10 protein-coding genes and 1 tRNA gene are annotated in these 14,290 nt (G+C 31.7%); 2 read left to right on the forward strand and 9 right to left on the reverse strand.

What is annotated here, in order from left to right:
* Positions 1 to 64: 64 nt before the first annotated feature.
* Both BM088_RS16450 and BM088_RS16455 read right to left on the reverse strand, forming a co-directional pair.
* Positions 65 to 2,254 (reverse strand): tetratricopeptide repeat protein, encoded by a 2,190-nt coding sequence (locus BM088_RS16450; RefSeq protein ID WP_143085100.1) that lies wholly within the window; start codon positions 2,252 to 2,254, stop codon positions 65 to 67.
* Positions 2,254 to 2,916, reverse strand: coding sequence for a response regulator (locus BM088_RS16455; RefSeq protein WP_091986785.1), 663 nt, complete (start codon positions 2,914 to 2,916; stop codon positions 2,254 to 2,256). Before BM088_RS16455 ends, BM088_RS16450 begins: the two co-directional genes overlap by 1 nt.
* A gap of 231 nt (positions 2,917 to 3,147) precedes the next feature.
* On the opposite strand from BM088_RS16455, the gene BM088_RS16460 reads away from it, so the two are divergent.
* A complete protein-coding gene (locus BM088_RS16460) occupies positions 3,148 to 3,660 on the forward strand; it encodes a hypothetical protein (protein WP_091986787.1) in 513 nt (170 codons plus the stop codon).
* 21 nt (positions 3,661 to 3,681) lie between these two features.
* Here the strand turns inward: BM088_RS16460 and BM088_RS16465 are convergent, their stop codons facing one another.
* Complete coding sequence (locus tag BM088_RS16465; protein ID WP_091986790.1) at positions 3,682 to 4,584, reverse strand: hypothetical protein; 903 nt, start codon at positions 4,582 to 4,584, stop codon at positions 3,682 to 3,684.
* Between the two features lie 132 nt (positions 4,585 to 4,716).
* Here BM088_RS16465 and BM088_RS16470 point away from each other — a divergent pair, with 132 nt between their 5' ends.
* Complete coding sequence (locus BM088_RS16470) at positions 4,717 to 7,806, forward strand: DUF2339 domain-containing protein (protein WP_091986793.1); 3,090 nt, start codon at positions 4,717 to 4,719, stop codon at positions 7,804 to 7,806.
* A 314-nt stretch (positions 7,807 to 8,120) separates the two neighbouring features.
* On the opposite strand, the gene BM088_RS16475 is transcribed toward BM088_RS16470, so the two are convergent.
* The 6 genes from BM088_RS16475 to BM088_RS16500 all read right to left on the reverse strand — a co-directional run bounded on the left by BM088_RS16475 (position 8,121) and on the right by BM088_RS16500 (position 14,263).
* A complete protein-coding gene (locus BM088_RS16475; protein WP_177208081.1) occupies positions 8,121 to 9,206 on the reverse strand; it encodes an energy transducer TonB in 1,086 nt (361 codons plus the stop codon).
* A 141-nt stretch (positions 9,207 to 9,347) separates the two neighbouring features.
* Complete coding sequence (locus BM088_RS16480; RefSeq protein WP_143085101.1) at positions 9,348 to 9,848, reverse strand: hypothetical protein; 501 nt, start codon at positions 9,846 to 9,848, stop codon at positions 9,348 to 9,350.
* A gap of 38 nt (positions 9,849 to 9,886) precedes the next feature.
* Positions 9,887 to 10,930 carry a lipocalin-like domain-containing protein gene (locus BM088_RS16485; RefSeq protein WP_091986801.1) on the reverse strand — a complete coding sequence of 348 codons (1,044 nt, stop codon included), beginning with the start codon at positions 10,928 to 10,930 and terminating at the stop codon, positions 9,887 to 9,889.
* Entirely contained in the window at positions 10,927 to 13,383 is a 2,457-nt protein-coding gene (locus BM088_RS16490) for an FtsX-like permease family protein (RefSeq protein WP_091986804.1), read from the reverse strand. Before BM088_RS16490 ends, BM088_RS16485 begins: the two co-directional genes overlap by 4 nt.
* Entirely contained in the window at positions 13,376 to 14,056 is a 681-nt protein-coding gene (locus BM088_RS16495) for an ABC transporter ATP-binding protein (RefSeq protein ID WP_091986806.1), read from the reverse strand. Before BM088_RS16495 ends, BM088_RS16490 begins: the two co-directional genes overlap by 8 nt.
* 130 nt (positions 14,057 to 14,186) lie before the next feature.
* Positions 14,187 to 14,263, reverse strand: a tRNA-Asp gene (locus tag BM088_RS16500).
* Between the last annotated feature and the right edge of the window lie 27 nt (positions 14,264 to 14,290).

Genomic DNA, 14,290 nt, shown 5'->3' on the forward strand with positions numbered 1-14,290 from the left:
TTCTTAAAATAACAAAACGTCATATTAATTAAATACTGATTTAATTAATACTTAAAATTTATTATTACACATTTAAGTTATGCGCTTCATTTTCAATTAAAGGTAAAGTAACGATTATTTTTACCCCCCCTAATTTACTGTCTTTTGCCATAATCGACCCTTGATGTAATTCAATAATACTTTTGCAAATAGCTAAACCTAAACCACTGCCACCTAAATCTCTATTACGAGACTTTTCTTCCCGGTATAAACGTTCAAAAATTTGATTGTGCGCTTTTTTATTCACGCCAGGTGAAGAGTCTGAAACACTTAAAATAAGTTTATTTCTTGTTTGTTTGCATGAGAAATGAATACGTCCTGGTACATCTGTATATTTAATCGAGTTAGAGGCTAAATTAACCAATACTTGCTGTATTTTTTTCCTGCAGGCATATAACTTTACATCATCTTTAAGAGTAATTTCTTGGGTATAATTAAAATTTCTTGCAAGTGCTTTGAACTCATTGGAAAAATTATTGAGACAAGCCTTGCATTCAAAAACTTCTTTTTGAATTTTTAACGTGCCACTCTCTAAACGAGATAATTCATATATATCAGAGATTAATTGATTAATGTCATGAATTTTTTGATGCATGCTTTTGAACTCTGCATTTCTATCATTTACAAGATCAAATTCTAACGATTCTAACTGTAATTTAAGCACTGATAGCGGTGTACGTAAATCATGAGATATATCAGAAAATAAAGCATTTTTCCGCTCTATTGATTCTGACAATAGTTGTTTTTCTAATTTAATTAATCTACGTTTATTCCATAACTTAAGAATAAAGCCAATAAGTAAAATAAAAACGATGACAAATATCAGTAAAGTTATCTTATTATGTGCTTTTTCTTGATCTAACTGGGTCTGTTTATTTGACTTTTCAAGCTCTAAAGCCTTAATTTCTAGGTCTTTATTGACTATATCTAAGGAGTTCATAACAACCGAAAGACGATTATTATATACTTTATGATTAAAATGTTTTGTCGCACTTAAAAGTTGACTTTGGAACTGTGAGGCGGCTTCAAAATTTTGTATCTGAATTTCAATTTTAACCAAAATCTCTAAAGCATTAACCTTATATTTTATATAAGATTTTTCTATTGCTATTGCCAAAGATTTCCTTGCCAAGTCATGTGCTTCGCCATATTGCTCAAGCTGGTACTTTACATCAGCCAATTCATGTAAAATCCCACTCAAAAGGTAATTATCGTTAGGCTCTTGTTTAATAACAAGGTAGGCTTGATATAAGTTATTTTCAGCTTTTTCTAATTGATTCAATTTAAAATAAGCCAAACCAATATTTGATTGCGCCCAGGCTTGGTTTCTTACGCTTTTATCATTTTTAAAGGTTTCAAAAGCGTGTTGTGCATACTCTAATGAATCTTCTGTTTGATTTAATCCTAAAACAACCTGGGCCATCTTTACTTGGCTGTGACCTAAATCATTTTTATTTCCTGATGCTAAATCCAGAGATAACGCTTTGCTAAAATAAATTTTTGCAGAATTGAACTCTTCTAGCGCACGATAGATCTCCCCTATTGCATAAAAACTTTCTGTCAAATTTATATCTGGTTCACCACTTTTTTTCAATATATTCAGTGCTTTTAGTTCTAACTCCAAAGCCTCTGGGTATAATTGTAAACTACCGTGAATGCGTGCAATTGAAGAATATAAATAAGATACCTCTTTTTGATCATTTATTTCACCTAATCGAGATAAATATGGTGTTAATAACCGTAAAGCATTTTGATAATCTGACATTTTCTCATGAGCAGTCGCGATTTTTCTCATCGCATTAACTTCAAGCAATAATAAGTTATATTGTTTATATATTACAACGGCTTCTGATAATAACTTAATACCTTGCTGATACTTTTGCTGTTTATTATAAATGACACCCTTAGTATGAATTAACTTGCCATACTCTAAATTAGAAGTGTGCGTTTTTGCAAACGAAATAGCCAAGTCTATTGATTCATGGGCTTTTTCATATTCAGATATATTTTTTAAACTACGTGCTAATAGTCTAAAATATCGCATTTTTAGTTTGGTATTTTGCTGTTGATTAACTTCAATAGAAAGAGAATTTAATAATCTGACCCTTTCATCATTATTTTCTTGATTGAAAGCGTGCTCAACGTGTTCAGATAAACTTGTTTTTGCTAAAGAAAAAGATGAAAAAAACACGAATAACAATAGGAATATATGCACTAAGGTAAAACCAATTTATATCCAGCACCATAAACAGACTCTATTATTTTTTCTTCAACACTTGCTTGTTTAAATCTTTTTCGAATATTTTTGATATGACTGTCGATCGCCCTATCAGTAATATCTCTTAGGTCAGGATATGCTGAATCTATAATCTGTTGACGCGAATAAATTCGTTCTGGATATTTATACAACAACGAAAATAGTGCATATTCGAGCGAAGTAAGGTTTATTTTTGTTTTTTGATAAAAAACCAACTGTTTGTCGGTATCAACTGTTAATAATTGATACGACACTTGATTTTTAGTACGTTTTAAAATTGCTTTCACACGCATAACTAACTCAGGTGCGCTAAAAGGTTTACAGACATAATCATCTGCTCCAGCTTCTAACCCGATTAATCGGTCAATTTCATCTACTTTGGCAGTTAGCATTATAATAGGTACATTTGAGAATTCCCTGATTTCTTTACAGCAACTTAAACCGTCTTTACCAGGCAACATTAAATCTAACACAATTAAACTTGGTTGCTTGCGTTTTACAGCATCAACAACACCCGTTCCTTCATCTATATGACTGGTTGAAAAGCCACTGGCTTGAAAAAAACGCGCAAGATGATCGGCTATCTCATGCTCATCTTCAACAATTAAAATATCTTCCATACAAGCACTACTCATTCACTGACATCATTAACTCAATTAAAATGAATTATATAATTACTCACTTTAATATTGAACTGCAATTACAATTTTCACAGACATTAAACATGATAATTGTGGATGAATTATGGAGTTTAACTTTTAAATAAATCATAACTTAAATATTAGTTTCTCCATATTCTGTACACATTTTCACAGTTTAATGAAGCCATAGAAAATAAACCTGTAACTAAAATGATGATACAAAAAAATCAATATATTGAAGATTCTCAAGCAAAATTAACGATGCCAAATGAATCTTGGGTTTCCTTAAAATTAGGAATAAAAAGTCGTCTATATAAAAATATCAAAATTGTTGCGGTGATGCTCTTTTTACTTTTGTTGATCATTTTGACTTGCTTTAAAATAAATACTTTCATTTCTAATGACAGTCATTCTCAAATACAAGACATACAGACTGAACTCACCACTGAACATTTAAACTTAGTGAGTAATTTTATCTCTCACAAATTTAGAATGGGTTCTTGGCGCTATGTTAACTCTGAAATAATAAAAAATGAAATCCGAGTTTTTATTCAAATCCCAGAAAAACTTCAAATTGATAAACAATACCAACAAAATTACATTCAAAAGGCAATTTGTCCAAACAAAGCACATTCAATTTGGCAACACTTAAGCCCCAGTCAATTAGAGATTCATTTATTTACAGGATACAAACATAATAGTATTTATGCATTCTGTGCATAGTTTAATAACACAGAATTAGCGTTACTTGCCATAATAACCTATCAAACGTAATGCTAGGCCCAGTTCAGTTTTATAGCGATTATCTTGATTTAATTCTACGAAAGGCTCTAATTCGAAATGCAGCCATTTTTTATAAAACTGATTTCTAAATCGCACTGAAGCTAAATAACTTTCATCAGAATATTTATTATTTGTATATTGCAACCCAGTCACTAGCAGCTGCTTTTGTTGGATTTTTTTTATATGATAAAAACCGACTTTTTGCCTTGGATTTTTCTCTTTTTTCACTTTTTGCCAACTTGCTGAGAGTGACAATAATGAGCTAGACATAAGCGGGTATTCAAATGCTGTTTTAACGGCAGGTGCCCAGCCATCACTGCTAAAATAGTCTATTCTGGGTGTTAACTGAACTTGATACGACTCAAACTGCCAAGTACGTTTTAATTCCGTTCGTGCATAGAGTTGCGCTCTTGAAATCCCAATGCGATTTTTGATTTTGAAATTTGAATTAACCTGTTTTATATATTGAACAGCCAAATTAATATCTTCATTTTCATGATTAGTTTCAATTTCATCGGCTTCATAGTCTAATTTAAGGTCGTCCTCATCATTATCTATCACTAGTGCTATCCTCTCATTCCAATTAGGCAATTTTAAACGCACTTTAAATTTAGCATCAATATCTGCTAAGTCTGAAGTTCTGGGAAGCCAACCTAACAATAAATAACCATTAGCAGATGCCACTTTATTTTCATTGTCATTTCCAGCTAAATTATCAAGCCAAGATGCCGTATCTTGCATCATCATATTGATATTACTATGCAATATCTCAACTGTGCTTTTTTGCTCTTTCTTTTGTTCTGCTAAAACAGTTACAGGTAATAAAAGACTTAATATTAGAGCAATCAATCTCAGTTTTATCATAAAATAAATGCTTTCCTATTTTGGTTTAAATTAATAGTAGCAGAGTAGATTTATAATTCTGTATGAAACAAAAATTGTAAATGAAACATAAAAAACATAACCTATTAAAATAAAAAATAAAAAGGATTTCAGATGGGTATTATTGCTATATTTATTTTTATTATAGGCATAGTTATGGAAGAATACTTCTATGGTTTTACTATCGCCATGTTTTTTTATCTATTTGATAGCAATCACAAATTAAAACACAGAGTTTTTTTATTAGAAAAAAATACACATATTCCTAAGCAAAAAGCTCAGTTAGATAAAGAAAATTCAATAGACAACCCAATAACAAATGAGCCCACTGCTATCCCCTTAACAGAATCATTCGAGGGCCCAACTATTAGCAAAGCTTTTTCAGCCGAAGAACAATACACAAATGAACATACACAAATTATAAAAGAGCAAAACTTAACACCGCCCGAGTCAACACTTCATAGCGATGAAAAAAGCATTGTCACCTCAAACAATCATCATTTAATTAGCAGATGTCTTTCTAAAATATCAGAAACAATTTTATCAACTATTTTTGGACCCATTACAGCTTTATTAAGCTCATTTATTGATATCTATCAACATTACAAAAAACAAGGAAAAGCACCGGCTTTTTTCTTAACGATTGCAGGTATTATTACTTTGGTGATGGGCTTTGGATATTTGCTTCAATATTCTTTTAATGAATATCTTCCCCCATCTGGAAAGGTTGTTTGCGCTTACCTAATATGTATAACGCTTATGATCTTTGCAATGAAGCTACATAAAAAACGACCTGACATGTCAGAATTCTCAGCCAGTCTTATCGGTTTAAGTTTAATCTTATTTTATCTCAGCAGTTATTTCTTAGGCCCTTTTTATCAACTGACTTCTGATTTAGTTACGTTTATATTACTCAGTTTAATTACTTTAATAGGTTATATATTAGCTAAACAATATGAAACCCGCATTGTGGCTTTTATTAGCTTATTAGGTGGGGCAATAGCGCCAATTTTGATATCTGGTACTGCAGAGCAAACACCACTACTTTATTTATCCTTTTTATGCTTGATCTGTATAGGTGCTTTGCCACTAGCATTTTCCATACGTTGGCCACTATTATCTCAAATGAGTCTTGTTTTAAGCATCGCAATGGTGGAGTTTATATTAGCTCAAGCCGATTTAACCCCTTCATTTTTTATACTTTTCCTATTGCACATCTTTTTTTATCAACTACTCATTAATATTTATTTTCAATGGTATAAATTCAAATCAAGTCATGCAAATTGCATAATTCAACTCAGTACTATTGTTGCATTTATTTTATTAACCTTAGAACAGACAACGCTCAACAATACCCAATACGCTTATCTGTTATTATTGAACGCCTGTATTACAGGCAGTCTATTTTTAATAAGCAAATTTAAGCTAAAAAAAATGCAAGTGCCTCATACGCAAGAAATAAACATTATCTCTATTATCCTATCGGGTCTTTTTATTGGTATTGCATTATTAATGATGATTTCCCCCAACTTTTTAGGCTTAATTTGGGGTGTCGAAGGGCTTTTATTATTATTTTTAGGGCTTTATTTTGGTTACCCAAGTGTACGTAAAGAAGCTTTTCTATTACTTTTTATTGCAATATTAATAAGCATAATAAATATAAGTACATGGCTATTTAACGCAATAGCGCCATTACCCATATTATTTAAGCTTACATTTGATTCAGGGTATTTGAATTTACTAAGTTTAGTATGTGTTAGTTTTACGATAGGTAAAATATTACAAAGATTTAGTGATGTTTTAACACCTTTAGAAAATTTAGGTAAAACCGTATTCTACCAACTCAGCTATATATTATTTTCACTATTTTTTATGTTGAGTCTGGCGTCTATTCTTCCTGAAGGGTTTTGGTTACTTATCATACTCCCATTGTTTTATCTTACTTATATCAGTCATAAAAAAGATTGGGGCAATATTGAAAAAATTGCTTTATTGCATTGGTTTATATTATTAATACCTATCATTGCCAGTGCCTTATATGTTGGTAACTTTCATTTTTCAATGCAAACTACAGTGGCTAAAATAGCCAGAATAGAAGCTTTTTTATCCTTATGGGCAATTGCTTATTATTATCGTAAATTCTTTAAGTTAAGCCCACTATTTAACCTAGCTCAAAAACTGGATACGCTTTTTTTCTTACTTTTACCTATTTTCTTTTTACCTTCTGTATATCGCAATATTCCAGAAGCGATCACATTGGCTTTGTGGGTCTCAGCCTTAATATCAATCATTATATTTTATAAATTAAAACGCGATATTTTATGGACTATGGCAAAGATACTTGTATTTATAGCAGCTTTAACGAGTTTATATGCATGCTATCTTGTGAAGTTCAATAGCTGGCAAGGATATGGTTTAAGTGCATTACTACTAGGCTGTATATTATTGTTTATCCTATTATTATCCATTAAAGCTTTTACAACCTCTCCTGAATTATCTCATTCATTAAAAACGGTTAAACATAAAATAGTTTCATTATTTATTCCAACATGCATTTATTGGGGTATTAGTCTTTTTATTTTAATTTATGGTATGAGTAATGATTTATTATATGGTCTTTTCTCAGTACTAATTTATTGTATATTATTACTTGTATTACCAAGCTTTCGTATCGAATTAAAAAAACATTTTGGCTATATTAGTTATTGTATTTGGATTTTATCCTTGGCTTTAATTTTAGGGTTATGGGGGAAAATTAACTCAATAAATCTTTTGTATATGTCACCTGTATATTTACCTTTATTATTAGGTCTATTTTTATTTAGTTATTCAAATAATCCCTTATGTGTATTAACACGTCGTTTGGGAGTAAAGCAACGCATAAGCATGCTTTTATCTCATGCTTACTTAACTTCATTCTATTTAAGCATGACTTATTATTATACTTTAGACCTAACAGGACCTTTGACCTCAATCATACTGGTTGTTCATGGTACAAACTTACTATTTCATACATTAAAAGCAAAGTATCAGTGGTTAATGCCTGTGAGCATAGGTTATTTTTCTGTCGCAACAGCAAAAATAATGCTCTGGGATATCAGTGATTTTACTGTATTACAAAAAGTCATTGCATTTATGTTTATTGGTAGCATTTTATTAATTGCCGCCTATCAATTTCAAAAACTTAAAACAAAAAATGAGTGATAAAAAAAGCCCTAACAACTGTTAGGGCTTTAGCATTAAAAAATTAGAGTTAATTTATCTTTGCCATTCATTTCAAACACTGAGTATTTTTAATACCAACAAGTCACGAATGAGTGATGTTTTCATCCTACTTAAGATTTTGCAAAGTTGTAGGGATAAAATGCAAGCTAGGCTCTAAGGAGCCGCCTAAAACCATCTACTCATTGTTGCTCAGAACGCATTTAGAGCAACTTAGCTCTGACCTTCACGCCCCAATTAATTAACTTTTAGGTTGAACAGAATTGGTAGATAAAAAACAACCGTTTCTAAGTACACTAACGCGCAATTTTATAATCCAATTGAACTTTTGAAATTGCTTCAACAGCTTTTCCATTTTCAAATTTGGGGGCATAACGCCATTGTTCTAATGCAGCCAAAGCTGACTTTTGAAATCCTTTAGACTCATCAATATTAAGTATTTTTGCATTTTTTACAAATCCAGAGTCTGTAATTGTAAATTCAACTTGAACAGATCCATTGTGCTGTAAACGAGCCATACTGGTTGGAAACTTTGGGTTCACACGATATAACGGCCTCTGCTCCTGATTGCTATCCCATGGCGTCATAGAGCCTATCGCAATGCAATGTTTTGTTGCTTCATCGCTTCTACCATCTTTTTCTAAAGCTGTGATCAGAAATGCATGTGTATTTAACTCTAACGGGTGTGTTGGTCCCTTTAAAGCATCAAAAACAGGTAAATTTGCGCCAAAAAATTTGGCAGATTTTTCATACTTTCTACGCATTAAATAATATTTACCCGCGTAAAAATTAGCACTTACAACACGTTTATCATTTGCCTCTAAATGTTCGGTAAAATAATCTTTTGCAGTTAGAATGACTTTACTTTTTATAGAGCCTAAATTTAACAATTCAATTCCGGCATCTAATTGAATTTGAGCATGAAATAATAAATTTCCCTCAGCATCTTCAGCAATATCAATTGCTTTTTTATAATACCTTTCTACTTCTCTCATTTTTTTATAAGGTAAGGACTTTGCATACGCAAAATACAAATCAATTAACTCTATGCCATATTTACCATATTCTTTTTTGTATATTTCAATTAAAGGCTTCAGTAATTTACTGGCTTTATCTCGTGAATTATCTTCTAAATTATAAAGCGTCGCTAAATTGAATGCTAAACGTGCAGTATTAATATCTGATTGGCCGTAAACTTGTTTACCTAATTCATAGGCAACTTCGGCAAATTCAAGTTGTTTTTGAATATTACGGTTTGTAACAGCTTCTTGATATTGGTGATAAGCATCTTTAAATTGTTTATTTATTTTGTTAGCGTCACTTGCCAGGCTATATAGGGGCAATAAAAGTATCACTGCTAAACTAAGTCGCGTAAGTCTCATTTTCATCCTTGAGTTTATTTTAAATAATAAATGTATTTGTATATTTTACTGTAAAGTACCTAAAACACGAACTTAAATATTATATATTTTTACGTCGCACCGACATTAATACACCTAACAATGCCAAAAAGACAACTAAGCCTAAACCAAAAAACCTAAAACATCATCTAATGCTTTAATTCCTGTCCATTGTAAATAATGAATTTGATACATTTTATTTATAAAATCAGTATCTTTTCCTTGCTGATAAAAACGCATTTGAGGCCAGTTTAATGTAATTCGAGTATCAGTATCGGTAATAACATCTAACCCTTGAATTGATTTAATTTTACCGTAGCGATGAGGATTGATAGCAATCGCATCAAGTGTTAGAGATTCAACTTGGGCCTTCAGTGGCTTATCGATAACTTTTAAAGTATGAAGATCGTGTTGCTGCCAGCCTTTATCACTTTTTACTAATAAATGAACGCCCAAAATAGAGCGCATTAATCGTACTTCAAGCCAAGTTTTATCATGATTAAGTTTAGGGACTAATGCCAGTGGATAAGTTTTAACATTTAAGCTTTCATAGGCCGCTTTATAACCTGGCTTTATAAAAAAATATCCTCCCGTAACTGCCCAGGAAATAAAGGGTAATATCATTATAAACCCTAAATACTTATGCATTTTTTTCATTTCAGTTAATAACCTGTCATCTCTAAAAAACCAGTTCCTTGATGAGTGCCATTAAACTTAACCATGCCTTCAAAATATTCAATACCAAATCGCATTATTTGATTATTATTTATTGCAGTTATCTCCAAATCAATATTATATTTTTCTAATTTCAATTTAAAACCTTCAGGATACTTGCCTTTTTTTGTTTGTTTAACCATTAAATTAATCTCTTCACTGGGTAAAGTTTCTATGATCCCATTATCATGCATTAAACTAGCATAAAGGTGCTCTTTATCAACTGAACGAATACGGTACACCATTAAAGCGAGTTTTGAATTTAAACGCAGTGAAAACCAATCCCAACCTTGTTGGTCTGGCGCTAACATTTGTGTTCCCCACTCACGATCAAACCAAGCTTTACCTTTAACTTTTAGCAACTGACCTTTAAAGAATATTTCACCTGTTACATCAATAAATGGCTGAGAATAATAATGGCTCGCAATATCTAAACTTGCATGTTTACGATTATACCCTTGATCCCCTTGCAAATAAAATTGATTACGACCAATTAGATTCAATTTTGCATGCCATTTTTGTTCATCTTTCACATCTGAAAATTCAAGTTTAGCGGGTAATAATTGTGATGATGAATGCCAAAACCAATTATCTATTTGTGCTTTAAAAGGCTTATTTTGAATTATCACATTACCTAACGCTTCACGACCACTTCTCAAAGCTGATAAATGCGTATCCTCATTGGCTAAAGCAGCATGGGCAAAATACCAATGTTTATTTTTGATTGCGGTTCGAAATAACGTCCATTGCACTGCAAAATCATCACCTGTTTGTGTTGTTAAATTAGCTGATATATACCACCATTCATGACGATAGCTTTTTTTAGGGTCATGTGCTGCTGGAAAGCTTATTTTATAATGCGTTGATGGATTTCTATAATTCACAGTTTCATCAGCTAAAAGGTGCAATATATTTAAACCCTTTTTATCATTGGACTTAAGCTCTTCACAGGAGACTAATGTGATTAAGATACATGCCAATACAAGCCTCATATGTCACTCTGTAAGTTAATTTTACGTATTGGGATAAATAATGCTGGAAACAAACAAATCAAGCAGGCTAGGCTTGTAACACCAAACGACTTTACATCTAAGATTAAGGGCATTGACCAGCCAAATGAAGCAGGTAATATTTGACTAACCAAGGCATGGGCAAGCACAATTGCAATAGGCCAACTTAACACTATGCAAATACATGTGAGTAATAACCATTGAATTAACATATGAGAATAGATTGATTTTTTGCTATACCCTAAGCTTAAAAGGATCAATAAATCAGGTTTTCTAGCCAGTTCTAAATTATTCGCAGATAAAAACAAACCAAAACATGCAATACATATCATTACCATAGAAATACCTTTTGTCAGTAAAAATGTTTGATTAAATATATCTAAAGCCATTTTTTTTATTTGCGTAGATTCATGAATTTGAGTCTGCTCTAATTCTAACTTTGCTATTAGCGCTGTTTTTACATTTACGATACTTTTTGCTTTTGGTTCGTTTAAATAAACACCAAAACTTAATTCATTTAAATGATTCAAAAATGCGCGTACCTTAAGCTTAGCTAGAGTGACCTCGAAATGAGGGTTACCATAATCAAAATATATGCCATTAACTTGGCAGTTAACCATTTCACCTCCTTTTAATATATGAATCGTACTGTTCAAATAAATATCACGTTTTAACGAAAGTTGTTCATTAATAAAACAGGCTTGCCCTACAAAGTTAGCAAACTTATTTTTACTTTTAAATACAACTGAGCCTAATTGCCTGATTGAGTCAACAGTATTAATATTTACAGTATCAAAGGTTTGGTGTGATTTTTTAGATATCATCTTTGCTGTTCCAGTATAATATTGGATGCTTTCATCAATAAACCTGCTTTGTTTCAACCAAGACTCAACATCCTCTGTCTGATCTGAGTTGGACCTAATATATAAGTCTTCATTTAAGTGTTGATCTAAATATTGAGTGAAAGCCTCCTCAAAACTATTCACCATCAAGGCTGCAGCAATACTGGCAGTTAATGCAAGATAAAATGCTGCCAGAGGTAAAAAGCGCCTAGCAACTTGATTAGCGACATCTTTAATTATAAATTTTATTTTAAACTGTGAGGTTATTTTACTTAATAGCCATAAAATCATTTTTATAAATAAAGGTAAAAAAAATACTGTGGATATCAGTAAAAAAGCATATTTCAACATCACATATTGCCAATTCATTTGAGGCAATAAAATAAACCCAATTAAAGTTATTAGCACTGCAAAAAAACAAAAATATAAGACAACTTTATTTGTTGAGTGCGCTTTTATTTGTTTAGCAACAAAAAAGACTTTAAAAGAAGAAAGTATAAAAAGCTGTTTAAATAATGCAATTATCACAGCAACACTTGAAACCATTAATGACCATACAAAATATTGCCAGTCCCATTCAAAATGACCACTTACTTTTAAGTTATAAAGTTGACTTAAAGTGAACCCAAGTAGAGGTAGCACTAAACTCACTAAAAGTAGAGCGAGTAAAAAACCGATAGCACTTGCAATCAAAATCAAAAACACAGCTTCAAACAAAAGTGCCAGACGAATATTAAAAACACTTATACCTAATAAGCGTAATTGCATCATTAATTCACTTCGTTTACACCAAGCCTGATTTGCAGATTGAAAAGCAATAAATAAACTCACAATAAACCCTAGCACAGCTAAAGCCAGTAAATTTAAATGCAAGGCATCGGCGAAGCCCGCACGTTCCTTAAGTGTAAAAGACTGCTCTAATTTTAGGTGTTTAGGTAAAGCATTTTCTAATTCTAATAATCGCCGGTTGGATAGTTTATTGACTATTAAATAACTATACCCTTTTTTCTCAGGAAATAGCTGCCAAGCAAACGCAATATCCAACAATATAATATTACCCCAATCATAGACAGGCTTTGATACAAGTTCGAACCTTGTACCGTTTCCTACTTTCAAAAATGATTGTTTGTCTATAGTGCCAGAGTTGAATAATGCCTTTTCATACTCCTCACTTATTAATAAACACTCTGCACAATAAAATTCTGATTGCAGTAAAGTTAAAACTAATAAATCAATTGCTTTGAATTGAATTGATTTAAAACTTCCATCATTTTGAATCACTTTTTTTTGAAAGGATAATACTGGATTTAACTCAATAAACCCCTGTAGACGCAAACGTTTGAAGTCAAAAACACTTAAATACTTATCTTTTTTTGGAACAACATAATACGCAATAGGACTTTCAAGTTTTTCATTCGCTATTTCGTATTGTTGCTTACTGGCATGATTTAAAATTAAAGTGCTTAATAAAGTACAAGTTGCGACACCAAGACTCGTAATAAAACCCAAATTGAGCATTTTATTGTATTTATATTCGGCTATCTGCGTTTGTATAATCTGAAAAAATTCAATTTTATCAAAAGCATCAAACATGCTTTGAGCCTTTAATGCAGGTTAATCGACCATTATTTAATTGATAAATTTCATCCATTTCCTGAGCAATGTACAAACTATGTGTCACCATTAGTAATTCAGTTTGATGTGCTTTAGCAAGTTGCGCTAATAATCTAACCACTCTTTCACTGTTGCTATTATCTAAATTTCCCGTAGGTTCATCGGCTAATAAAATTTGAGGTTTTGCGGCTAAAGCACGCGCAATCGCAACGCGTTGCACTTCACCACCGGATAAAGTGGCAGGTAAATTTGATAATAAAGATTCAAGGCCTAAGTTTTGAATCAACATTTGGCAATGCAGTCGATCAAATCGATTTGATAATTTGGCACTAAATTCAATATTGTCTTGTACATTTAAACTCGATAACAAATTAAATTGTTGAAAAATAATGCCTAAATCATTTTTTCTAATTTGACTCAATTGCGTTTCAGTTAAATTTTGAAGTGCTTGCCCTGAAATATTAATTTCACCTTGTTGTATTGGTTCAAGGCCAGAAATTAAATTAAGTAAAGTTGTTTTACCACTTCCGCTATCTCCCATTAAAGCAACCGTTGTACTTGGGTTCAGCTTTAAATCGAGACCAGATAATAGCTTTTTGGAATGTGCGCCGTCGATAATTTTATGATGTAGATCTTTAATCACTAAAGACATAAAATTTCTTTAAAAATAAAAAGTCTATTAGATATTAAATATCAAGATGGAAGAAAATACTACTGAAATGGAAATATAATTATAGGATTACTTAGAGAGGATAATATAAAAATCTTAAAAGCATACCAAATGGCGGAGTGGACGGGACTCGAACCCGCGACCCCCGGCGTGACAGGCCGGTATTCTAACCAACTGAACTACCACTCCGCAGTGGTATTTTTATCACTCTATTTA

The organism is Pseudoalteromonas denitrificans DSM 6059 (assembly GCF_900112265.1).
GTDB classification, from domain to species: Bacteria; Pseudomonadota; Gammaproteobacteria; order Enterobacterales; family Alteromonadaceae; genus Pseudoalteromonas; species Pseudoalteromonas denitrificans.

Bases quoted from the DNA above. Each gene is read 5' to 3' on its own strand.
- BM088_RS16495 (WP_091986806.1), bottom strand. From the start codon at position 14,056: ATGTCTTTAGTGATTAAAGATCTACATCATAAAATTATCGACGGCGCA.
- BM088_RS16475 (WP_177208081.1), bottom strand. From the start codon at position 9,206: ATGAGACTTACGCGACTTAGTTTAGCAGTGATACTTTTATTGCCCCTA.
- BM088_RS16485 (WP_091986801.1), bottom strand. From the start codon at position 10,930: ATGAGGCTTGTATTGGCATGTATCTTAATCACATTAGTCTCCTGTGAA.
- BM088_RS16490 (WP_091986804.1), bottom strand. From the start codon at position 13,383: ATGTTTGATGCTTTTGATAAAATTGAATTTTTTCAGATTATACAAACG.
- BM088_RS16465 (WP_091986790.1), bottom strand. From the start codon at position 4,584: ATGATAAAACTGAGATTGATTGCTCTAATATTAAGTCTTTTATTACCT.
- BM088_RS16470 (WP_091986793.1), top strand. From the start codon at position 4,717: ATGGGTATTATTGCTATATTTATTTTTATTATAGGCATAGTTATGGAA.
- BM088_RS16480 (WP_143085101.1), bottom strand. From the start codon at position 9,848: ATGATATTACCCTTTATTTCCTGGGCAGTTACGGGAGGATATTTTTTT.
- BM088_RS16455 (WP_091986785.1), bottom strand. From the start codon at position 2,916: ATGGAAGATATTTTAATTGTTGAAGATGAGCATGAGATAGCCGATCAT.
- BM088_RS16460 (WP_091986787.1), top strand. From the start codon at position 3,148: ATGATGATACAAAAAAATCAATATATTGAAGATTCTCAAGCAAAATTA.